Source organism: Pseudonocardia sp. Ae150A_Ps1, from assembly GCF_001932315.1.
In the GTDB taxonomy this organism is placed as follows: domain Bacteria; phylum Actinomycetota; class Actinomycetes; order Mycobacteriales; family Pseudonocardiaceae; genus Pseudonocardia.
Map to the genome: position 1 here is coordinate 3837698 of NZ_MCIJ01000001.1, position 20365 is coordinate 3858062.

The 20365-nt window shown below is 71.8% G+C and carries 22 protein-coding genes, 1 tRNA gene and 1 pseudogene; 11 read left to right on the forward strand and 13 right to left on the reverse strand.

Annotated elements, in window-relative coordinates; genetic code table 11:
• Nucleotides 1-41: 41 nt before the first annotated feature.
• The 4 genes from Ae150APs1_RS17945 to Ae150APs1_RS17960 all read right to left on the reverse strand — a co-directional run bounded on the left by Ae150APs1_RS17945 (nucleotide 42) and on the right by Ae150APs1_RS17960 (nucleotide 5386).
• The gene (locus tag Ae150APs1_RS17945) at nucleotides 42-1790 is read right to left on the reverse strand and encodes an LCP family protein (protein WP_139316964.1); all 1749 of its coding nucleotides are present in this window, start codon (nucleotides 1788-1790) and stop codon (nucleotides 42-44) included.
• Between the two features lie 740 nt (nucleotides 1791-2530).
• Nucleotides 2531-3418, reverse strand: a complete 888-nt coding sequence (locus tag Ae150APs1_RS17950) for a GGDEF domain-containing protein (protein WP_075299129.1) — start codon at nucleotides 3416-3418, stop codon at nucleotides 2531-2533.
• A 142-nt stretch (nucleotides 3419-3560) separates the two neighbouring features.
• Entirely contained in the window at nucleotides 3561-4679 is a 1119-nt protein-coding gene (dusB, locus tag Ae150APs1_RS17955; protein ID WP_139317136.1) for a tRNA dihydrouridine synthase DusB, read from the reverse strand.
• A gap of 116 nt (nucleotides 4680-4795) precedes the next feature.
• Nucleotides 4796-5386, reverse strand: a complete 591-nt coding sequence (locus Ae150APs1_RS17960) for a superoxide dismutase family protein (protein WP_075299131.1) — start codon at nucleotides 5384-5386, stop codon at nucleotides 4796-4798.
• Between the two features lie 95 nt (nucleotides 5387-5481).
• Between Ae150APs1_RS17960 and Ae150APs1_RS17965 the strand changes: the two genes are divergently transcribed.
• Both Ae150APs1_RS17965 and Ae150APs1_RS17970 read left to right on the forward strand, forming a co-directional pair.
• Complete coding sequence (locus Ae150APs1_RS17965; RefSeq protein ID WP_139316965.1) at nucleotides 5482-5679, forward strand: hypothetical protein; 198 nt, start codon at nucleotides 5482-5484, stop codon at nucleotides 5677-5679.
• 121 nt (nucleotides 5680-5800) lie between these two features.
• Nucleotides 5801-5873 (forward strand) — tRNA-Lys (locus Ae150APs1_RS17970).
• 12 nt (nucleotides 5874-5885) lie between these two features.
• On the opposite strand, the gene Ae150APs1_RS34660 is transcribed toward Ae150APs1_RS17970, so the two are convergent.
• Complete coding sequence (locus Ae150APs1_RS34660) at nucleotides 5886-6335, reverse strand: hypothetical protein (protein ID WP_075299132.1); 450 nt, start codon at nucleotides 6333-6335, stop codon at nucleotides 5886-5888.
• A 455-nt stretch (nucleotides 6336-6790) separates the two neighbouring features.
• Nucleotides 6791-7174 (reverse strand): hypothetical protein, encoded by a 384-nt coding sequence (locus tag Ae150APs1_RS17980; protein ID WP_060574165.1) that lies wholly within the window; start codon nucleotides 7172-7174, stop codon nucleotides 6791-6793.
• 544 nt (nucleotides 7175-7718) lie between these two features.
• On the opposite strand from Ae150APs1_RS17980, the pseudogene Ae150APs1_RS30530 reads away from it, so the two are divergent.
• The 3 genes and pseudogenes from Ae150APs1_RS30530 to Ae150APs1_RS33710 all read left to right on the forward strand — a co-directional run.
• Nucleotides 7719-8015: pseudogene (locus tag Ae150APs1_RS30530) on the forward strand (TetR/AcrR family transcriptional regulator C-terminal ligand-binding domain-containing protein); the annotation flags it as partial.
• 300 nt (nucleotides 8016-8315) lie between these two features.
• Complete coding sequence (locus Ae150APs1_RS33705; protein WP_249266611.1) at nucleotides 8316-8804, forward strand: hypothetical protein; 489 nt, start codon at nucleotides 8316-8318, stop codon at nucleotides 8802-8804.
• 5 nt (nucleotides 8805-8809) lie between these two features.
• Complete coding sequence (locus tag Ae150APs1_RS33710) at nucleotides 8810-9190, forward strand: transcriptional regulator (RefSeq protein WP_075302256.1); 381 nt, start codon at nucleotides 8810-8812, stop codon at nucleotides 9188-9190.
• Nucleotides 9191-9242: 52 nt separating this feature from the next.
• Here the strand turns inward: Ae150APs1_RS33710 and Ae150APs1_RS17995 are convergent, their stop codons facing one another.
• Nucleotides 9243-10175, reverse strand: coding sequence for a GNAT family N-acetyltransferase (locus tag Ae150APs1_RS17995; RefSeq protein WP_075299134.1), 933 nt, complete (start codon nucleotides 10173-10175; stop codon nucleotides 9243-9245).
• A 221-nt stretch (nucleotides 10176-10396) separates the two neighbouring features.
• Between Ae150APs1_RS17995 and Ae150APs1_RS18000 the strand changes: the two genes are divergently transcribed.
• Nucleotides 10397-10888 carry an SRPBCC family protein gene (locus tag Ae150APs1_RS18000; RefSeq protein WP_075299135.1) on the forward strand — a complete coding sequence of 164 codons (492 nt, stop codon included), beginning with the start codon at nucleotides 10397-10399 and terminating at the stop codon, nucleotides 10886-10888.
• Nucleotides 10889-10929: 41 nt separating this feature from the next.
• On the opposite strand, the gene Ae150APs1_RS18005 is transcribed toward Ae150APs1_RS18000, so the two are convergent.
• From Ae150APs1_RS18005 to Ae150APs1_RS18015, 3 genes are all read right to left on the reverse strand, one after another.
• Complete coding sequence (locus Ae150APs1_RS18005) at nucleotides 10930-12063, reverse strand: serine hydrolase (RefSeq protein ID WP_139316966.1); 1134 nt, start codon at nucleotides 12061-12063, stop codon at nucleotides 10930-10932.
• A gap of 45 nt (nucleotides 12064-12108) precedes the next feature.
• Nucleotides 12109-12441, reverse strand: coding sequence for an antibiotic biosynthesis monooxygenase (locus Ae150APs1_RS18010; RefSeq protein ID WP_249266381.1), 333 nt, complete (start codon nucleotides 12439-12441; stop codon nucleotides 12109-12111).
• Between the two features lie 117 nt (nucleotides 12442-12558).
• On the reverse strand, nucleotides 12559-13254 hold the full coding sequence (locus Ae150APs1_RS18015) for a helix-turn-helix transcriptional regulator (RefSeq protein ID WP_075299138.1): 696 nt from the start codon (nucleotides 13252-13254) through the stop codon (nucleotides 12559-12561).
• Between the two features lie 329 nt (nucleotides 13255-13583).
• Between Ae150APs1_RS18015 and Ae150APs1_RS18020 the strand changes: the two genes are divergently transcribed.
• The 5 genes from Ae150APs1_RS18020 to Ae150APs1_RS18040 all read left to right on the forward strand — a co-directional run bounded on the left by Ae150APs1_RS18020 (nucleotide 13584) and on the right by Ae150APs1_RS18040 (nucleotide 18412).
• Nucleotides 13584-14273, forward strand: coding sequence for an alpha/beta hydrolase (locus Ae150APs1_RS18020; RefSeq protein ID WP_075299139.1), 690 nt, complete (start codon nucleotides 13584-13586; stop codon nucleotides 14271-14273).
• Nucleotides 14274-14397: 124 nt separating this feature from the next.
• The gene (locus Ae150APs1_RS18025) at nucleotides 14398-15273 is read left to right on the forward strand and encodes a YoaK family protein (protein WP_075299141.1); all 876 of its coding nucleotides are present in this window, start codon (nucleotides 14398-14400) and stop codon (nucleotides 15271-15273) included.
• Nucleotides 15274-15354: 81 nt separating this feature from the next.
• Nucleotides 15355-16038: a response regulator transcription factor gene (locus tag Ae150APs1_RS18030; RefSeq protein ID WP_075299143.1), complete on the forward strand. Its 684-nt coding sequence runs from the start codon at nucleotides 15355-15357 to the stop codon at nucleotides 16036-16038.
• A gap of 32 nt (nucleotides 16039-16070) precedes the next feature.
• Nucleotides 16071-17456, forward strand: a complete 1386-nt coding sequence (locus tag Ae150APs1_RS18035; protein ID WP_170918102.1) for a HAMP domain-containing sensor histidine kinase — start codon at nucleotides 16071-16073, stop codon at nucleotides 17454-17456.
• A 2-nt stretch (nucleotides 17457-17458) separates the two neighbouring features.
• A complete protein-coding gene (locus Ae150APs1_RS18040; RefSeq protein ID WP_075299145.1) occupies nucleotides 17459-18412 on the forward strand; it encodes a TAXI family TRAP transporter solute-binding subunit in 954 nt (317 codons plus the stop codon).
• An 8-nt stretch (nucleotides 18413-18420) separates the two neighbouring features.
• Here Ae150APs1_RS18040 and Ae150APs1_RS18045 read toward each other — a convergent pair whose 3' ends face one another.
• The 3 genes from Ae150APs1_RS18045 to Ae150APs1_RS18055 all read right to left on the reverse strand — a co-directional run bounded on the left by Ae150APs1_RS18045 (nucleotide 18421) and on the right by Ae150APs1_RS18055 (nucleotide 19794).
• Nucleotides 18421-19071, reverse strand: coding sequence for an LmbU family transcriptional regulator (locus Ae150APs1_RS18045; RefSeq protein WP_249266383.1), 651 nt, complete (start codon nucleotides 19069-19071; stop codon nucleotides 18421-18423).
• 235 nt (nucleotides 19072-19306) lie between these two features.
• Nucleotides 19307-19594, reverse strand: coding sequence for a histone-like nucleoid-structuring protein Lsr2 (locus Ae150APs1_RS18050; RefSeq protein WP_212567225.1), 288 nt, complete (start codon nucleotides 19592-19594; stop codon nucleotides 19307-19309).
• 8 nt (nucleotides 19595-19602) lie between these two features.
• The gene (locus Ae150APs1_RS18055) at nucleotides 19603-19794 is read right to left on the reverse strand and encodes a hypothetical protein (protein WP_139316967.1); all 192 of its coding nucleotides are present in this window, start codon (nucleotides 19792-19794) and stop codon (nucleotides 19603-19605) included.
• Between the last annotated feature and the right edge of the window lie 571 nt (nucleotides 19795-20365).

Below are 20365 nucleotides of genomic sequence, written 5' to 3' on the forward strand. Positions count from 1 at the left end.
GGTGGGCGACGTTCGCCCGTTCGGGCAGGTGGGACGTCGGCTCACGAACAGTCGGCGTCGGTGGCGGGGACGGCCTGGGCGGGTTCCCGGTCACCGGCGCCGACCACGAGCCGCAGCACCCCGCTGCCCGTCGGGTCCGGGGCGGGCCGGGTACCGGGCAGCGTCCCGACGAGCGCACCGGCCGCGTCGGTGTTGTCGGGGGAGTAGCGGACCTCGGCGCGGTCGGTGGCCGGGCCGGTGGTGACCGCCCCGATCTCGTAGCCGCGGGCCCGCAGGTCCTCGGCGACCTGGTCCACGGCGCCCGGGCGCCCGGTCGCGTCCACCAGGTCGACGGTGGTGCCGGCCGCGGGCGCGTCGGCGGCCCGGGCCGCCGGCGCGGTCGCCGACTCGGGCAGCGGCTCGTGCTCGCGCAGCGCGGCGAAGAGCTCACGGGCGTCGCTGCGCTGCAGCTCCAGGTGGCTGCGGGTGTTGGGGGCCTCGGAGACCGGCAGGGGCAGGAAGACCGGGGTGCTGCCGTCGCCCGCGGTACCGGCGCGACCGAGCCCCTGCGCGAGGGAGAGGATCTCGCCGGCGTCGACGCCGTCCGCGGTGAGCGCGCCGACCACGCCCTCGGCGGAGCGCCCCGGCGCACCGGGGGTGAGCAGCGACGACGTCGACAGCGCGTCTCCCAGAGCCGCGGCGAGCACGCGCTGCTGGCGCTGGACCCGGTTGGCGGGGGAGCTGTCGCCCGCACCGGAGGCCGTGGCGAAGCGGACGGCTGCCTCGCCGTCCAGCGGGACCCGACCGGCGCCCTCGACGACCGGGCCGAGCACCGGGTCGACGACCGGCCGTTCGGTGCACACCTCGATGCCGCCGACCGCACCGACCAGGTCGGGGGCGCCGGCGAGGTCGAACGCGACGAACCCGCTCACCGGGATCCCGGTGAGCTGCTGGACGACGCCGACCGTGCAGGCCGGGCCGCCGATGTCGTAGGCGGTGGCGAACGCCGTGCGGGACTCGGCGGGCACGGTCTCGCCATAGGAGCCGGTCGCGGCGTCCCAGCGCCGGCACGGGGGCCGGGGGACCTCGAGCGTCGCGGGGACCGACAGGGTCACGGCCGGGGCGCCACCGGCCGGCCGGTGGACGAGGACGGCGGTGTCCGTGCGGGCGGCCTCGGGCGCTCCGGCCCGGTCCGCCTGCACGCCCAGCACCAGCACGTTCCGGTCGCCGGCCTGCAGCTCGGCGTCGAGGACCGCGTCGGAGTCCGGGGCGAGTGCGGCGACGGAGCGGACGCCGTCGTAGACCTCGCCGCGGCCGGCGAACCCGAACGCCGTCGCCGCCAGGACGACGACGGCGGCCGCCGCCGCGGCGATCCGCAGCGGGCCGCGCCGACGGGCCGGTCCTGCGGGCGCCGGGGTCGCGGTGCCGGGCTCGTCCTCGGTGGTGTCGCGGTCGTCGACGGCAGTGGCGCGGGCCTCGTGGTCGGCGTCGGCCCCGTCGTCGTGGCCCTTCCGGCCGTCGGCCGCAGCGTCGGCCGCAGCGTCGTCGTCGGCGTAGCGGCGGCGGAGCCGGCGCGGGACCAGGGCGTCGAACGCCTCGGTGCGGCGGGAGTCCGTGGCGCCGCGGCCCCGGCCGGTGGCGCGGGCCGGTTCCGCCGTGGCGCCCGGTGCGGGCGGCGGGGTGCCGTGCGCCGGTTGCGGGCGGGACCGGGTGGGGTCCGGGCCGTTCGCGGGCGCCCGGTCCGGCCGCGGAGGCGTACTCCCCGGGCCGGACGCGTGCGGCCGTCGGTCGGGCCGGTCGGGCTGCGGCACACCCGGTCCGGACGGCGGGACGCGGTTCGGCTGCGACGTCCCGGGGCCGCCCGGGCCGCCCTGGCCCGTGACGGGGCAGCGCTGCGGTGCCTCGGACGCGGGACGCGCGTCGGGCGGGACCGGACCCGGCGGGACGGGCCCCGAGGGGACGGCGCCGGAGTGGCCGGCGGGTCCGCGGCCCGGGGGCACCGGACCGCGCGGCGTCGGGCCCGACGGATGGGAACCGGACGGATGGGAACCGGACGGTGCTGGACCGGACGGTGCCGGCCCGGAGGGTGGGGGGCCGGTTCGTGGGGGACCGGGCGGGACGGTGTCGGGCCCGGACGACGGGTCGGCCGGTGTCGGGCCGCCGGGGCTGCGGGGCACCCGTCCGCCGCGCACGCGCATGACCCCGCTCGGGGAGGCCGTGCCGGGGCCAGGGGCGCCGCCGGGCCGAGGCGTCGGGCCGGAGCCGGACCGCCCCGCCGGTGGGCGGGCACCGGTGCCGGGCCGGTCGGGGTCCACGGGCGCGGGACGGTCGGGTTCCACGGGCGCGGGGTGGTCGGCGGGCCCGCGCTCCTGCGCGGCGCGGCGTGCGTCCTCGCCCTCGGCCCGGCGACGGGTACGCCGGGACCGGCGCGCGTCGTCGTCGTCCTGCACCGGGCCTCCTCGTCGCGTGTCCGCTCCGGGACGCGCGGTGGCCGTGCGCCGTTCGGGGGGGGCGCGGGCCACGGACGCCGGCCGGGCGTCCGGCGCCGATTCTATTCGGGAGGGGGCGGTGTCGCGGGTCCGGGGCGGCTCCGACCGGCGTCCGGTTGGGGGATCGACCTACGTCCGGACGCGGCTCCGGCGAGCGTCACCCTGCCGTCGCCGGACCGGTGGGCGACCGCGTTCCGGCCGGCCTGCTTGGCCGTGTACAGCAGCAGGTCGGCCTCGTCGACCAGCGCCTCGGTCCCGGAGGTGCCGGGGACGGCGTGCGCGACGCCGATGCTGATCGTCATCCGGAGCTCCGGGTGGAGCGCGGACCAGTCGTGGGCGGCCACCCGCTCCCGGGCCGCCTCGCAGGCGGCGATCCCCTCGTCGGCGGAGACGTCGGGCAGGACGAGTGCGAACTCCTCGCCTCCGTAGCGCGCGCAGAAGGCGCCGCGCGGCAGCTCCCGGCCCAGCTCGTGCACCATCCGCTGCCGGACGCGGTCCCCGAACGGATGCCCGTGGGTGTCGTTGACCTGCTTGAAGTGGTCGATGTCGGCGAGTGCCAGGCAGACCCGGCCGGTCCCGTCGCCGAGCAGGTCGACGAGACGTTCGTCGAGGTAGCGACGGTTGTACGACGCCGTCAGGCTGTCCCGTCGGCTCTGCTCGCGCGCCTCGGCGTGCTCGCGGCGCAGCCGGTCCAGCTCGTCCTCCACCGTGGCGCCGGTGGGGCCGTTCAGCAGCCGGACGGCCTCGCGCAGGTGCAGGTACGCCTGCTCGTAGCGGTCGTGACCGGCCAGCCGCTCGGCGGCGGCGGTGTGCAGCGCGGCGCGCGCGGCGGGATCGGACGGTGCGACGCCGTCGAGGGCGGTGTCGTCGAGCGCGACGCCGTCGGCGGGCGGCGCGGTGCGACGTGCCGAACGCACGAGATTGCGCACCGACCAGGCCGTGTCGGTCACCCTCCACCTCCCGTCTCACCTGTCGTCACGAGGGTCATCGGTACGACACCGGTCCCGCTTGAGGCGTGAGCCGGCGTGGCACCCGTTCGGCGTGCCCGGTTCCCCCGGCTCGGGGAACCATGATCGCCCCGTGGTGGCGGGATCAGCCGCCGGAGTGCTCGACGTCCGCTCCGAAGGGGACGGACACGTCGTCCGGGTCGTCGAGCCAGTGCTCGGGGAGGACGACGCGGCCCGGCGAACCCTGCCGCCCGCGCGGGCCGTCCGCCTCGGCCGGGAACGGCTCGTACGGGTCCAGCCCGGTGAGCAGCTCGTCGAGGTGGTCGATGGACTCGACCATCCCGAGGCTGCGCCGCAGCTCGGGCCCGACCGGGAAGCCCTTCAGGTACCAGGCGATGTGCTTGCGCACGTCCCGGATCCCCTTGTGGTCACCCATGTGCTCGCACAGCAGGACGGCGTGCCGGCGCAGCGTCGCCGCCACCTGACCCAGGTCCGGCGGGGCGGGCAGCTCGCGGCCCGCGAACGCCGCCTCGAGGTCGCCGAACAGCCACGGCCTGCCCAGGCAGCCCCGGCCGACGACGACGCCGTCGCACCCGGTCCGGGCGACCATGTCCAGCGCGTCCTGCGCGGAGAAGATGTCGCCGTTGCCCAGCACCGGGACGTGGGCGGGCACGTGCTCGCGGAGCCGGGAGATCGCGTCCCAGTCCGCCTGGCCGGAGTAGCGCTGGGACGCGGTGCGGGCGTGCAGCGCGACGGCGACGGCACCCGAGTCGACGGCGATCCGGGCCGCGTCCAGGTAGGTGTGGTGGTCGTCGTCGATGCCGATCCGCATCTTGACGGTCACCGGCCGGTCCCCGGCGCCCTCGACGGCGGCGCTCACGATCCGCTCGAACAGCTTCCGCTTGAACGGCAGCGCCGCCCCGCCGCCCCGGCGGGTGACCTTGGGGACCGGGCAGCCGAAGTTCATGTCGATGTGGTCGGCGAGATCGCGCTCGACGATCATCTGCGCGGCCCGCCGCATCGAGTCGGGATCGACGCCGTAGAGCTGCATCGAGCGGGGGTGCTCGTCGGCGTCGAACGCGATCATGCGGAACGTCAGCGGGTTCTTCTCCACCAGCCCGCGGGCGGTGATCATCTCGCAGACGTAGTAGCCCGCGCCCTGCTCGCGGCACAGACGCCGGAAACCGGGGTTGGTGATACCCGCCATGGGTGCCAGCACCACGGGCGTCTCGACCTCGAACGGGCCGATGCGCAGCGGCGGCAGCACCCGCTCGCGGTGGGCGGGGGTGTCCGTCCGCCCGTCGCGGGGGCGGTCCTGCACGATCGTCACGGGACCATTGTCCCAGGCACCGGTCGCGCGGGTGCCCCCGCCCGGACGGCTCAGAACTCGACGGTCACACAGGCCGGACGGCCACCCGCGGTACCGGCGTGCCCGGCGTGCGTCGCGGTGGGCTCCTCGTGGACGACGACGGACGCCGCCCGCCGGTCGTCCGGGAACGTCCACGGGACGGTGCTGGTCGCCTCGGCGTTGCCCTCGGCGTCGGTCGTGAAGTCCAGCCAGATCTCGTTCTGCGGGTTCGCGTAGGCTGGGTCGACGCTCGGGGTCACCGGGTCCTGGGAGAGCTGGTAGTGCGGCCCTGCGGCGTCGCCGGCGTCGGGTCCGCACGGCATCGTGTGCGCGTGCGAGCCGTAGGCACGGTTCGGGACGAGCCCGCTCACCCGCAGCGTCGTCGTGGTGGAGCCGCCGTCGTTGCCGCTGCTGACCTCGAGGGTCGCGCCGGCCGGGACGAGCGCGGTGTCGTAGGTGTAGGCCGGGCCGTCGCCGCCCTCGGCGGTGGTCGCGGACACCTGGACGTTCTGCTCGACGGTGGCGGCGTCGCCCTGGCCGGTCTGCCCACCCCCGCCACAGGCGACGACGAGGAGCGCGGTCGCGCCGAGCAGCGCGACCCTGGCGGAGGTACGGACGTTCATACCCGGCAGTGTGGGTGAAAGGGATGTTTCGGTCGGGTACCGGCACGCCGTGGTGGTGGCGATCCACCGCTTCGGGTGTCCGCTACCGTGGCCGGGTGACAGCCGATGTGGCCGAGGCGTCGCCGGACGCCCTCGCGCAGCCGGTCCCGTGCGTCCGGTGTTCGAACGGCGCGCTGCTGACGATCGTCGGACGGTGCGCGGACTGCATCTCCGACATGGGTCGGAACTTCCCGGACGAGCGCGAGGCCTGGAAACGGGAGCTCACCGAGACGATCGAGGGTCGCTCCGACTGACGGCCCTGGTGTCGCAGTGACGAGATCGGTGGGGGTCCGCTGTAGGGTGGGACCTGGCTCGTCGTGACCGTCCGGGGGGATCCGGTGGCGGGCCGGGCCCGGTGCAGCCGGGGTCGGTCAGGGGCCTCTAGCTCAATCGGCAGAGCAGCGGACTTTTAATCCGCGGGTTCGGGGTTCGATCCCCCGGGGGCCCACATTCTCCCAGGTCAAGCACCTGATGCCGCATCCTCGTCAAGATCCACCCCCGGTTTACCCCCGGGATTGCTGAAAAGCTTCAACACACCCGCAGCGCCCGTCTGGGCGAGCTTCCGGCCGAAGTAGTTGTCCTGCGTCATCGAGACCTTCGAGTGGCCGAGCTGATCGGCCGCCTGTCGCGAGCTCAGACCCGCCGCGTCCATGAGGGTGGCCACGGTCTTGGGAGGCACGGGACCAGCTCGGTGGCAGCTATCGGCCTGACCAAGGCCCGCATCACCCAGATCCGCAGCAGCGCCCCGCCGGCACGTCGCGCGTTCTTCGGTGGCGGCCCGCTCGACATCGCTCTTCCCGGCCGGCGGCTGCTCAACCGCGACGACCTCGTGATCGCCAGCGAGGAGGACGCCACCGGCGTCCAGCTCACCGATGAGGTCGAGCGACTGATGTTCACCGTCGAGCGTCACCGAGCTACACGTACTCCTGCAGCAGCTACACCGCCGGGAAGTCGAGCAAGACCCCAACGGTTGCCAGCTGCCGCCAGCCAAGCGCCACGACGACAAGACCATCACGACCTGGACGCCGGATACTCGCTGAACCACTCGCACCTTCCCGAGCCGTCGTCCGGGGTTCCGCTCTGTGGGGACGTAATGCAGATATGCGCGTTCGAGCGGTATCGGCTCTTGTTCCCGAAGGAGCAGGCAGCGGCCCGCCGCGGTGCTGGAGCTGCTCGACGGCGCCCCGGAGCAACTGCGAGGTCTTTCTGATCACGCGTCGGAAGAGAGACCGCGGGCCTGTAGTGGCTGTCAGTGCCAAGTCTATGAACGACAGCCGCGCTGACCGTGCCCTGAAATGGCAACGGGCCGGTCCACCCGGGAGTGTGGACCGGCCCGTCGGCGTCGCGAGAAACGCGACGTGTAGATCAGCCCTCGAAGTCGCTGATCTGGCTCAGAAGGCTCTTCTGGGCCTGGTCGGTGGAGGAGCTGTTGCCCTGCTCGTTGGTCGAGTCGATCGAGTTGTCCTGGACGATCGACTGCCCCTCGCCGCCCTCGGAGTCCTCGTTGGCGAAGTCGCTGATGCCCAGAACGTCGGAGACGTTGAGCGCCGGGTTGAGCTGGGTGACGGGGGCGAAGCTCCCGTTGTCCTGGTCGGTGCTGGCGCCCTGCTCGCCGGACACGGCACCCTCGGTGGTCTGGCCCTGCTCCTGCGTGAAGTCGCCCTCGTCGGCGAAGGCCATCCCGGCGACACCGAGGGACATCGGCACAGCCATCGCGGACACGAGCAGAGTACGCACGGACTTGCGCATGATTCATCCTCTCCTGGGGTGTGATGCACATCCGGAGATCACCGGTGCGCTGACAGCGACGCTATCCGGCAGCGATTTCCAGGCGGGAGTCGGGGAGAGTGTGCAGCGTCTCGTAATTCCGGTGAACCGCTGATTGTCTGTATGCGTAGCACCCTCTTCGAGGTGCCTCTGACCGGCATGTTCTCAGGCCAGATGACAGCGTATCGAACCAACGCTAGACGTTGCTTCGATAAATAGTCGACATTCACTGGATCGAGTGAAAACCTATGCTCCCGTCGAGTTCGAACAATCGCGAGTTCGAACTTCGGTCACTTCAGGATGCGCCCCAATGGAGGCATAGCGCCTGGTTCGCCACCGTGGGGTCGGGCTGCTTGTCCGGTGGTCTAGACGGCGGTGCAGGCCACAGCCGACGTCGTGTCCCCCGACCGGGAGTCGACCGGGACCTGATGGCGGAGCACGAACGGCTGCGCGCTTCGCGACTCGCTCCGAGCGTTCGCGGTGTGGGCACGCGGCCAACTCGTCCACGCAGCCGCCGGTGATCCAGGTGTGGTGGTCTGGCGCGAGACGCCGAACTGGGCTGCGACCTGATAGTGCGGTTCGCCTTGCTCGACGGCCGGCACGGCGCGGTAGCGCTGCTCGACCACGGTCATCGACCTGGCCCTCGCCCCGTGGGGAGATCCTGCGTGATCTCCTGGCCGCGGCTGCCGACGAGCCGGCCCTGCTGGAGCTGCTGCGCGAGCGGGCCGGAGGGGCCGCGCCGGACGCAGCCTGGGTCGCGATCGTGGACCAGGCGGTGGCACGCGGCGAAGCTCCGCCGGAGGCCGTGCATCCGCGGGTGGCGGCGCTCTCCCTGGCGGTGTTGCGTGGCGGGTACGCCCTGCGCGGTGTTCCGGCCGTGCCGGACGAGGTCCTGGTCGATCGTCGACGAGATCTTCCGTCCGCTCGTCCGTGGACGGGGTTCAGCTGCCCCGAGGCGCCTACCCGCCGGTTGATGCTGTTGCAGTGGGTCGCCGTGCTCGGATGCTCTCCGAGCGACCGGGCCCGCCGAGCGCACTGGACCCAGCAAGGCGGGCCGGCTCGCGCCTCGGACCAAGAAGGTTGCCGAGTAGGACACCATCTGAGAAACTTGCCGGGTCGGAAAGTGATCGATCCGGGGGCGGGGACAATGGATGGTGACGAGGCCCGTGCGGCCTTGACCGAGGTGAGTCGGCGGCGGGGGCAGGGGACCCGGATCGCGCTGTGGTCGGGGACGCCACGCTGGTTCTTCGTGCTTGCGGCCGTGGTTCTGTTCGGTCAGATGCTGGTGACCGACCTGCGCGCCCTGGATCCGGCGCCGGCTGGTTGGTTCCTGCGATGGGGGGTGCCGCTGTCGGTGCTCGTGGTGCTCGCTGTGGCGGGGTGGGTTGCCCACCGGCGTGCGCGCGTGACCGCACACCGGAGCACGCTCGGCGAGCAGCTGTCCATCGTCGCCGTCTGCTTCGTGGTGTTCTACGGGCTCCTGATGGGGATCGGCATACCGATGCGCTTCTTCGACGTCCCGTTCGACCAGACCGTGTCCGGGACCGGGGCGATGCTGCTGATGGTGCTCGGCGGGTTCTTGTGGTCGCGCCGACGCGACCGTCGGGGCTGAGCGCGGTGCCACCCGTCCAGCCACCCGGGTTCAGCGAGTTGGTGCACGCCCCGACCCGGCTGTCGCTGCTGTCGCTGCTCTCGGCCACCGACCGGATCGAGTTCGGGCTGCTTCGCGACGGCCTGGCGCTGTCGGACTCGGCCTTGTCCAAGCAGCTGGGCATCCTGGAGGAGGCCGGGCTGGTGGCGTTGGAGCGCGACGGTGTGGGGCGCGGGAAGCGGGTGCGTGTGCGCATGACCGACAGTGGTCGGCGGACCTTCGACGACCACGTCGCCGCGCTGCAGGTCATCGTGCGCCGCGGCGCCCCCGGCGCCCCCGGCGCCCCCGGCGCCCCCGGCGCCCCCGGCGCCCCCGGCGCTCCCTCGCAGTCCACGTCCGCGAGCTGACCGCACCGATGGATCGGGACAGCCGCTGTCCGGCCCCGCGCCGACCGGGCAGCTACTGATCACGAGTCCTTCGGCGAACATCACCGGTTTGTACCCATCCCCGGTGGCAGGTCGTCACGACCTGGAATCCGCACCGCCGGAGGAACGCGACGAGTTCGGACTCGTCAGGCTCCGCGTACGCAAGCAGTCGATCGACACGAGCGAGCCGGAGCCAGTGCGCAGCAGCCGCGACGAGCGTGGTCCCGACGCCCTGCCAGCGGCTGTCCTCGGCGACACGGAGGTTCCCGACATCGGCCCAGCCGACGGGTGCTGCCACCCGGCCCGGGCCGGCGATCGTCGTGTCGATCTCGACGTATCCCAGCTCCTGCTCTGCGGTGAGAGCGGTGAATCGGGTACCGCGCTCGCCGAGGGTCCGCCGGATCGTGAGGTCGTCCCGAGTGCTGTCGGGAAGTGTTGCGACGTCGGCGAGGAGCACCTGTTCGCTTCGACGGCTCTCGAACCCGAGCTCGTCGAGCAGCCGGACGACGTGGGGCCACTGTTCGGGCACGCCGGTCAGCCCGGGAGCCGGGAGTGCGAAGTCGGCGAGCACCGAGCGGACGTTCCAGGAACGGAGGACAGCTACTGCTGCATCGGCCACGGCGCGGCCGGCCAGGTGGGCGTCGGGCCAGTAGGACGCGTCGGGCCATTGGAGCAGCCAGCGCAGCTCACCGGAATCGCGAAGGTCCGCGGCGACGTCGGTGGTGCCGCCGTAGCGGACCACGTGGGCCGCGGCAGTGATCCGGCCACGCTGCTCGCCGACCACGGTGGCACGTTCACGGACCCAGGTGTCCACGATGAACTCGTCCGGCTCGTGCTCGAGCTGGCTCAGTACGGCGTTGACGGTGACGGGCGTCCCGGGTATCGCGGCGTGGGCGTGGCTGTGGATCAGGTCCGTGAGCTGGTCGCGGTCGCTTCGCCGGAACGGTCGCACGGTGATTGCAGACATGGGTCTCCCTGGTCGACATGGTGTCGGAGATCCGCTGCCCGTGCGGTACGGGTCGACAGTAGCCGGTCGGCCGGGAGGTCGCCCGCCCCTCCACCACCTGCGCTCGACTCGGTCGGACTGAGCCGCCGAGGTGCGCGCAGCTCGACAGAACATAACCGTGAGCTAATATAAATGATCCCTGGTGTGGCCCGCTCGCTACGAGAACCCTGGAGCACTCCGCGATGAAGTACACCGTCTCGATCGAGATCGCCCTGCCGCGGGAGAAGGTCGCCCAGCTGCTCGCCGACCCGGCCCACATACCGAAGTGGCTGCGCGGGGTGGTGCTGCACGAGCCGCTGAACGGGATGCACGGGCAGGTCGGGACCGAGTCGCGCGTCGTCATGCAGATGGGACAGCAGACGATGGAGTGCACCGAGACCATCACGCGCCGGGAACCGACGGACATGGACGCGATCCCCAGCGGCAGCGTCGTCCACTTCGACCGCGAGATCGTCGCCGACGGTATGTGGAACGCCGCGCGTGAACGCCTGACCGAGGCCGGTCCGGGCACCACGCTCTGGGAGAGCGAGAACGAGTACCGGTTCAGCAGCGTGCTGATGCGACTGGCGGGGCCGTTCATGGGCGGTGTCTTCCGCAAGCAGTCCCGGCAGCACATGCTCGACTTCAAGGCGTTCGCCGAGCAGGGCACGGATGTCCGCGAAGCGGAGGCCTGACGGACGAGGAGCCGCTGAGCGGCAGATCCCGGGACGGCCTTCTAGGGCTGAGGCAGCCGGCAGCGCAGCTGCTCGAGCAGCGCCGGATCCTGGGCCATGGCCTGCGCGACGTCGCTGAACGCCTGGCTGGACCGGGCGACCGCGGCGGTGTTCTCGGGGCTCATCCGCCGCACCAGGAGCACGGCGACCCCTACCGTGCCGTCGTCGCGACGGACCTCGGTCCCGCGAGCGAGAACGCCCGGCGTGCTCCCGCCCTTCACCCCGACGCCGATCAGGCCGGGACCGGGGTCCGGGTCCTGCTCGGTCAGCCGCCGGGCGATGTCGGCGCCCTCGAACGTCCCGTGGCCGACGGCGCTCCAGAGCGCAGCGAGCTGCCCGGCGGTCCCACCCGGTCCTCCGTCGACGAACGCGGGTTCGTCGACGCCGGCGGGTACCGGCCGGGAGTCCACATCGGCGCGGAACGCGGGTTCGGAGGCGTAGCGACGGGCGAGCTGCCATTCGACGGCGCGTCGCGCGGCCCGGTCGGTCGAGGAGGGCATCAGCTCCGGGGCGAAGAACAACACGGTGAGGCCGGTCGTGCTCGGGAGCTCGCCGTCGCGCCAGCCGACCGCCTCCGCGGCGTCGGTCAGGGCCCGGTCACCGAGCCGGTCCCGCAGGAAGTCGGGGGCGGCGTTGTCGCTCCAGATCATCATCTGCTCGACAACCTGATCGAGGGTGACGGTCTGGTCCGGATCGCGTGCCCGGAACCCCTGCCTGGGGATTCCCATGTGGTCGAGAGCCTTCGCGTGGGCGTCCTCCCCGCTCCCCCGGACTGCCCAGCGTTCCCAGTCCCCGACGCGGACGGGCTCGTCCGGGGATACGACACCCCGGGCGACGGCACGGGCGTAGGCCACCATGTTCAGCGCCTCGCTCGCCGAGGCCATGGGGTGCACCGCCTCGGACCGGTGCGCCAGGCTCGTGCCGCGGCCGTCGTCGGCGACCAGCGCGACGTCCTCGGGATGGGCGGCGACGTACCCCAGCCAGCCGTCCACCGTCCCGACATCCGAATCGACCGGCGGACACGGTCCGTCGGAGGACCGGGCCGGGGCGGCGCTGCACCCTGCGGCGAGCAGCGCGCACACGACCGGGAGCAGGACGGACACCGATCCGGCCCGGGGCCCGCGCGTCGATGTCACGACGGAATTGTGACAGGACCTCGACGCGGGGATGAGCGTCCGCGGCTACTCCGGCCCGTACTCGCGGACGACCTGCGCGACCCGCACGCGGTAGTCGGAGTACCAGACGTCGCGGCCACGCCGCTGTGCGACGAGATGGGCGGCGACCTGCTTCCACGCCCGGGCAGCCGCCTCGTCGCGCCAGTAGGAGACCGTGATGCCGACGTCCTCGCGGGCGTCCTCGGCTCCGAGGAAGCCCGGCTGCTCCGACGCGAGGGCCAGCATGGACCGGGCCATGGCCTCGTAGCCGTTGTCCCCCTCCGTCCGGACGGACGAGAAGATGACGGCGACGTACGGGGGCTCGGGTGTCGACGCCAGCAGGCGGTGCGGGGCACTCACCCCGGCACCGTCGCAGGCAGCGGTCCGCCCCGCCACTGCCATTCCGACCCCTGTGTGGCGGCCTTGCCCGTGCCCGCCCCGATCGCAGTGCAGGCCCACCGGTGTCCCGCGAGGGGGTCAGGAGCGCAGCGTCTGACCGGGTGAGCGCCCGTAGACCCGCCGGTACTCGACGGCGAACCGCCCGGCGTGGGCGAAGCTCCAGCGGGCCGCGATCGCGGAGACCGTGTCGCCGTCGCCGGGGACGGCGAGGACCAGGTCGCCGTGCGCCCCTTCCAGACGGACCCGGCGCAGGTACTCCAGCGGCGTCTGGTCGCGGTGGCGGCGGAAGAGGTGCTGGAGCCCGCGCGGACCGCTGCGCGCCGCCCGCGCGACCTCGGCGAGTCCGATGTCGCGGTGGGCGTTGGCGTCGATGAACTCCACGGCCCTGCGCAGGACGGCCGGTGTCGCGGTGAACGTTCCCGGCGCTGCCCGCTCGCCGAGCGCGCCGAGCGCGTTGTTCGGGAAGGTCGTGATCAGCGCGCTCGCCAGGAGCCGGAACGCGTCGGCACGGATCAGCGGCTGCCGGGCGATCTCGTCGTGGGCCAGGACGTTCCGGGTGACGTGGCCGACGGCGCTCTTCCAGTAGCGGACCTGGGCCGGGCCGATGGGGCGGGACATGACGAAACGGACGCGGGCGGCCTCGACGCCGGTGAGGTCCTCGGCGACGGCGCAGGTCGCGGCCCGGTTGAGCCGGACCGGGAGGACGTCCATGTTGTCCAGGACGTAGCTGATCGGACGTTGCGGCGCCATCAGGAGCAGGTCCCCGGTGCCCACCTGTTCGGTGGCGCCGCCCGAGCTGGAGCTGTCGAAGGAGGTCGTGGCCCGTCTCGACGTCGCGGGTCTCCAGCCGGAGCCGACGTACGGCCGGACCGCTCTCCGCCATGACTCGCCCCTCGCCGTCCGCACGAGCGGGCGCGCTCCGGCCCGATGCGGCGGACTGCTCACTCGTCACCGCCCGCGGCGGTGCTGTCCCGGGGGGGGGGTGACTCGGCGCACATGCCAGCCGTCCGGCGCCTCGTCAATCGAGCCGATGAGGTCCCGGCGCCGGTGGGACACACTGCTCCGCCCAGCGGTCCGGCGTACGGAGCACGGAGGCTTCCGCGATGACCACCTTCGTCCTGGTGCACGGCGGATTCGTCGGTGGATGGTTCTGGGACGACGTCGCACCGCGGCTGGAGAAGTCGGGGCACCGCGTCGAGGTGGTCGAGCAGCTCCCCAGCGCCGGGCCCGATCCGGCCGCCCTCGGTGACCTGGCCGACGACGTGGAGGTCGTGACCGAGCTGGTCGAGCGCACCGGCGACGATGTCGTCCTCGTCGGGCACTCCTACGGCGGGATGGTCGTCACCGAGCTGGCCGACCATCCGCGCGTCGTCCACTCCGTCTACGTCTGCGCCGCGTGGCCCGCACGCGACCAGTCGATGATGGACCTGCTCACCCGTGGGGGCCCGCCGCCGGGCTGGGTCGCCCCGTACGAGGACGGGACCCTCCGTGCGACGGACGACCTCGAGCTCCTCCGCCAGGTGCTGTGCGCCGACGTCGAGAAGGTCCAGGCCGAGGCGGGCCTGCGCCGGATGATGCCGCAGTCGATCTCCAGTGCCGTGTCGGTCAGCTCCGCGCCGGAGCGCACGCACCCGACCACGTACGTCGTCACCGAGCAGGACGAGGCGTTGCCGCCGGAGCAGCAGGAGGAGATGGCGGCCGCGGCCGACCACGTCGAACGGCTGCCGTCCTCCCACCACCCGACGGTCTCGATGCCCGACCAGCTGGCGGTGATCCTCGGCCGGGTGCACTGAGAAAGGTGCCCGTTCCGGGCGAAAATAACTGAGAAATAGCCGCCCCATAGGGTTTCTTTAATGGAATCCCACAGTGTGGGCGCGCTGTTTGAAATCGTTGCACGGCGATGATCAGGATATCGGCATGAACGGTTTCGACCTCCCGGAACGCGCCCCTCGACTTCTCGGTGTCGTCACGATCCTGCTGGCAGCGACGGCAGGATCACTGGACGCCGTCACGTTCTTCGCCTTCGACGGCGTGTTCGCCGGTGCTATGACGGGGAACTTCGTCCATCTCGGCCTCGTCCTGGGGCACGGGAACTGGGCGGCCGTGTCGTCGCCGATGTGTGCGCTCGGCGGTTACGTCATCGGGCTCGGCCTGGGGACCGTCGTCGTGGGCCTCGCTCTGCGCAGGCTGCCGTGGCGTCACGCGGTGTGCGTCGCCCTGGCGGGAGAGTTCCTGGCCCTGGCCCTGGCCCTGGCCCTGGCCCTGGCCCTGGTCCTGGTCCTGGTCGGACTCGGATGGTGGACGCTGTCGTCCCTCGGACACCAGCCCCTCCACGTCGCCGTGCTCGTGTCCGGGGGCGCGCTCGCGATGGGCCTGCAGGCCGCGGCGTTCCGCCACGTCGGTCCGATCGGGACCCCCACCAACTACATGACCGGGGTGGTGACGAACTGGGTGTCCTCGATGGTGGACGTCGACCGGCCTCGCTGGGACGGCAACGCCGGGCTGCGCATCCTCACCGTCGTGGCCGGGGCCGCGGTCGGTGCGCTCGTCCACGGTGTCGCTCCGGCGCTGGCCTACCTCCTCCCCGTCGTGATGGTGGCGGCGGCGGTCCTGGCCATGGCCGGCGTGGCCCACACCGACCACCGGAGCCGTACCGGCGACGGATCGGACGCCCGGCACCCGGCGTGCCGGGCGGCAGCCGGGGTCGCCCCGCTCCCTGTGTGTGAGGGGCGGGGTAACGGTCGGTCGCGTCCTCATCAATTGTCCGGTGAGCGAACCGGATATCCGAAGTGACGCATGGGGCGGCCCGGCCGATTTCTGCCCTGAGGAGTGTCGTCGACATCCTGGCCGCAGACAGGTGTAACACTCTCGAACATGCGCGTGCTGCTGGTGGAGGACGACGACGGAGTTGCTTCCGCCGTGGGCGCTGCTTTCGACGCGCACGCGATCCTCTACGACCGTGTGTCACGGGGTTCCGATGCATTCGCATTCGTCGCATTCTGTGACGTGGTGGTGCTCGACCTGGGGCTGCCCGATGTGGACGGGATCGAACTCTGCCGGCAGTTGCGTCAGTGCCGGCTGGTCCCGGTCGTCATCACGACGGCCAGGGGTGACGTGGAGGACCGGATCCTGGGTCTGGACTCCGGGGCCGTCGACTACATCGTGAAGCCGTTCCACGTCGACGAGCTGCTCGCGCGGCTGCGCGCGACGCTCCGTCCCCGGCCGGCCCTGCGGTCCCGGTCGTCGCTGGTCGTCGCCGGCGACGTCGAGATCGACCTGGCGTCGTACCGGGTGTTCGTCGGCGGTGACGAGGTCCTCCTGGGTACCAAGGAGCTGCAGCTGGTCGTCGCGATCGCCGAGGCGGACGGGTCGGTGTGCACTCGTCGCCGCCTCATCGCCCAGATCTGGGGTCGCTGGTGGTCCGGTGCCGACAGGACTCTGGACACCAACATCGCGACGTTGCGTCGCAAGCTGGGACGGTCCGACGTGATCGAGACGATCCGCGGGGTCGGGTACCGCCTGGCGGTGACGGTCGATCGATCGCGGGGACCGGAGTAGCCGGCATGCGGGTACGCATGGTGACAGCGCTCATGGCCGCTGTCGTGATCGCCATCGTCTCGCTGGGAGGGCCGCTCGCGCTCCTGTCGAACTTCTGGGCGGAGCAGCAGCTGCGGAACGACCGGCTGTCGGACACGAGCTGGTTCGCCGCACTCGCGGAGCGCCCTCTCGTGGAGACGGCGTACACGGATCTCCGGGCTCACGCGGTCCAGTACCACCACCTGTACGGGATCACCGTGCTCCTCGTCGACACGTCGCAGGGAATCCTGATGGCGCCCGAACGGCTGAGCGACGCGGATCGGTCGGAACTCCTGAGGAACGAGTCGATCACGTCTGCCGCGCTGGCCGGACGGCCCGCGCAGTCGAGGGACATCACGTGGCCGTGGACGTCACGCCCGCTCATCGTCGCGGTTCCCGTCATCGCCGAGGGACGCATCCTCGGCGCGGTCGTCACGATCTCGCCCACCCGCCCGACGCGCGTGCTCGTCGCCACCAGGTGGGCCCTGTTCGGTCTGGGGGCCGTCGTCCTGGCCGGCCTCGCGTTGCTGACGGCCGTCAGGCTCGGGACCTGGATCCTGCAACCCGTCAGGCGGCTCGAAGCGCGTATGGCCGACGCGTCGAGGAACATCGAGATCGGGCGTACGGCGGTCCCGCTCGGTTCGCCGGAGGGGCCGCCGGAACTCGTGGGGCTGGAGAGGTCATTCGAGCACTTGCAGAAGCGGCTGGCGTGCATGCTCGAACGTCAGAGCGCCTTCGCCACGGATGCGAGCCACCAGTTGCGGAACCCGCTCACCGCGCTGCGGATCCGGCTCCTGGTGGTGACCGTGAAGGTGGATCGGGGGCTCCAGGAGGAGCTCGGTTCGGCGCTGCGTGAGGTGCACCGCCTCTCCGATCTCGTCGACGGCATGCTCGCGCTGGCGAAGGCGGAGAACAGGCCGGCGCGGACCCGGCACTGCCGGCTCCGCGCGGTGATCGACAGCCGGACCGAGGCGTGGAGCCCGCTCGCCGAGCTGGAGTCCGTCCGCCTGGTCGTCCACGACACGGTCGACGGCCATGCCCTGGCCAGCCCCGACGACGTCGAGACCGTGCTGGACGTCGTCATCGACAACGCGCTGCGATTCGCACCCGCGACGACGGACATCGAGCTGTCGGTCGTCGCCGCCGACCCCGACACCCTCGAGGTGCGCGTCCGCGACCACGGGCCCGGGCTCCCGGCCGACGACCACGGCAAGGCGGTCCAACGATTCTGGCGCGGACCCGGCCAGGATCCGCTCTCCGGAACCGGCCTCGGCCTTCCCATTGCCGCCAGCCTCGCCCATCGGAACAATGGGCGACTGACCCTTCGGTCCCCGCGCGAGGGAAACGGCGTGGAAGCCGTGCTGACTCTTCTGCGCACAACACATTCCACCCGAGGATGACCATGGCGAGTGGCCGGCCCCTGACGCGGCGCAGCGTCCTTTTCCTGCTCGCGTCTGGACTGGTGAGTTCCTGTCATGCGGCAGAGGCGACCGGAAGGATCCGTTTCGCCACGATCGCGGGAGAAGCACCGCAGTATCGGCTCGGCGATGCACTGGCCCGCGAATGGAGGATCGGCAGTGGCGTCGAGGTCGACGTGGTCCGTGGACCGGGTTCGGCGAGCACGATGAACCACCTGCGCAGTGGCACCGCCGACGTCGCGATCGCGACGGTGGACAGCGCCATGGCCGAGCTGGAGCGATCGCCCGGATTCGCGTTGCGGGCGCTGGCGCGTCTTCACGACGACGTCGTCCACGCCGTCGTGCCGGCGGAGTCGACCCTGCGGGAGATCGCGGACCTGGGCGGCCGCCGCATCTCCGTCGAGGACACGTCATCCGGTATACGGGCGCTCGCACCGCGCATCCTGGAGTTCGCCGGCATCGATCCCGCGGAGGAGCCGGCGCGCGAGGAGGGACTCCAGCGATCGATCGTCTCGCTGGAGCGCCGGGAGATCGACGCGTTCCTGTGGGCGGGAGCGGTCCCGACCTTCCCCATCGTCGAGGCATCCCGCCGGTACCCGGTCAGGCTGCTCGATCTGGAGCGTCTGGTGCCGATCTTCCGGCAGCACTTCCCGCTGTACTCGGCCACCGTGGTCCCGCGCGGGATCTATACCGGAACCACCGGCCCCATCGACACGGTGGCGGTGCGGAATCTGCTGCTCGTGCGGGAGGACTTTCCTGAGGAGCTGGCGTACGCGCTGACCTTGACGACCATGAACCGGCGGGCCGATCTGGTACGAGCAGCACGAGCAGCACCCGTCGCCCGTGCGATCGACCCCATGATCGCGATCATGACGCTGCCCGTTCCCCTGCACCGGGGCGCGGAGCGCGCGTATCGAGCGCTCAAGAACATGTCGTAGGACTCCGGTCAGCCGGGCAGCGACAGCGGGTCCGACACCGGCTGGTCCGCCCGCGGCTGGTCGGCCGCCACGTCGAGCGCAGCGATGACCCAGGCGTCGAACGACATGTCGGCCTGCTCGGCCGCCGAGCGCCACTGCGTCAGCCGGCCTTCGTCGATCCGGAATCGTGGGAGCACGACACCGGACGGATTCCGGCCGGACGGATCGTTCTCGATCGCGTTGCGGAGCGCGGCACGAAGTTGCTTCGTGGACCAGCCGTTCCTCGCCGCCTCGCGCAGCCAGTGGTCCTGCTCGGGATCGCGGAGCGAGGCCACCTCGGCGTGGTGCTGGAAGGTGAGCGCCGCATGACGTCGCTCCACGGTATAGCGCTGCGCCACCCATGCGTAGTTGCGCAGCGTCTGGTACTTCAGCCCGACGGCATCGATCGCGTGGCGGTAGCGGCCCGGGAAATGCTCCCGGCCGAAGATCAGCCAGTCGCCGAGGCACCATGTCGACGAATCGATGATGTGCTGGATCTGCATCCCGGCCCGTTCCCACTCGGCCAGGTCCAGATCGTCGGGGAGTGTCAGGCCCACTCGGGTGAGCAACACCTTGTTGGGCTGGGAACTACAGCGGGCGAGGGCGTCCAGAGCCGCCCCCGGGGTATCGTTCTTCGTCATCAAACCTTTGTCCTCGGAGACTGTCAGCAGACGTACTCCGAGATTAACGCCGTGTACGCGAAGAGTTCCGCACCGTTGCCCATTCCTCAGGCGTTCTTAACGTTGCCGGTCGTCCCCGGCGAGGCGATGACGGCGGGCGGCGCGGCGTGGCGTGTCCGGTCGACGGGACGTGCCGTCGCGGCGGACGCGTGCCCGCCACGGGCTCGTGCTCAGGGCGTCGCGGAGTGCGGTGCAATCATGGCTCTCCCCGCTCGTGCTCCCGGTAGGCGTCCGCGATGGCGTCGGGAATGCGGCCCCGGTCCGCCACGAAGTAGCCGTTGGCGCGCGCCCAGTCGCGGATGACCTGGTTCCGGCCCCGTGGTCTCCGTCTCCGGCGCGGGCGCCGGATCGGTGGGGGCACGCGACGGCCGGCCGCGATGAACGGATGGAGCGCGGCGCGCAGGGCGCGTGCCTCCGTCGGTGTCAACTCGCCCTCGTACTGCCGCCCGTCGAGCGCGAACGCGATGATCTCGGAGCTCTCCACCCGGCCGGTCACCGCCGGCTGCCGGGCAGCACCGGACGACGATGACCCCTATCGTCGCGGACGGCGACGACCGCTCCCACGGAAAGCGGTACCGCGCCGGCGGTCAGTAGCAGCCATACCATGACGTGTGCGGCCAGGGAGTCCCCTGCCACGACCAGCAGGCCGACCATCATGATTCCCAGAACAGCGGCGAAGAGCACGCGCCGGACCATGAATACTCTGCAGTGACACTTCTGGGTGTGCATCGTTCCCATTCTCGAATTTCTCGCCGTCGGGGTCCTCGGCGCCAGTGTGGCGTGGTCGCCGCCGATGCCGATAGGTCGAACGCCCGTCTCGGACGACTGCTCGGTCGGTGTTCTGAGGTGGTGATTCCTCGGTGTGGACAAGATGTCCGGTCGGCAGGACGCCTCGGTGAAGGGCGCAGGACGAGAATCTTCGACTGTCCGTTCAGGAGGCGCTGTGACCAGGCGCGATCGTCACTGTCGCCGGTGGGTCGGGCCATGCGGTGACAATGCACAGTCTGTGGAATGCATCCGCTGGGTCGGTGTCGCCGACGCCGGACGTCGGAGGGGGCACAACGTCGGCGACACCGATGGACATGATTACCGAAACTGCGACCCGATGCAACTTCGACTCGAAGAACAGAGTGAGCGGAGTGAATGGAGCGTGTCCGGTCACTACGGTTGCGGGCGTCCGATCCTGGTGCCTGGCCGGTCGCCCCCCGCGAGAACTTCGAACAATTCCGCCGCGTCGCCCACCCGGTTCTCCGTG

Excerpts from the sequence above, each read along its gene's own strand:
- Ae150APs1_RS17960 (WP_075299131.1), bottom strand. The coding sequence starts at position 5,386 with ATGAACGTCCGTACCTCCGCCAGGGTCGCGCTGCTCGGCGCGACCGCG.
- Ae150APs1_RS17980 (WP_060574165.1), bottom strand. The coding sequence starts at position 7,174 with ATGCGCAAGTCCGTGCGTACTCTGCTCGTGTCCGCGATGGCTGTGCCG.
- Ae150APs1_RS17995 (WP_075299134.1), bottom strand. The coding sequence starts at position 10,175 with ATGTCTGCAATCACCGTGCGACCGTTCCGGCGAAGCGACCGCGACCAG.
- Ae150APs1_RS18000 (WP_075299135.1), top strand. The coding sequence starts at position 10,397 with ATGAAGTACACCGTCTCGATCGAGATCGCCCTGCCGCGGGAGAAGGTC.
- Ae150APs1_RS18020 (WP_075299139.1), top strand. The coding sequence starts at position 13,584 with ATGACCACCTTCGTCCTGGTGCACGGCGGATTCGTCGGTGGATGGTTC.
- Ae150APs1_RS18025 (WP_075299141.1), top strand. The coding sequence starts at position 14,398 with ATGAACGGTTTCGACCTCCCGGAACGCGCCCCTCGACTTCTCGGTGTC.
- Ae150APs1_RS18030 (WP_075299143.1), top strand. The coding sequence starts at position 15,355 with ATGCGCGTGCTGCTGGTGGAGGACGACGACGGAGTTGCTTCCGCCGTG.
- Ae150APs1_RS18035 (WP_170918102.1), top strand. The coding sequence starts at position 16,071 with ATGGCCGCTGTCGTGATCGCCATCGTCTCGCTGGGAGGGCCGCTCGCG.
- Ae150APs1_RS18040 (WP_075299145.1), top strand. The coding sequence starts at position 17,459 with ATGGCGAGTGGCCGGCCCCTGACGCGGCGCAGCGTCCTTTTCCTGCTC.
- Ae150APs1_RS18045 (WP_249266383.1), bottom strand. The coding sequence starts at position 19,071 with ATGACGAAGAACGATACCCCGGGGGCGGCTCTGGACGCCCTCGCCCGC.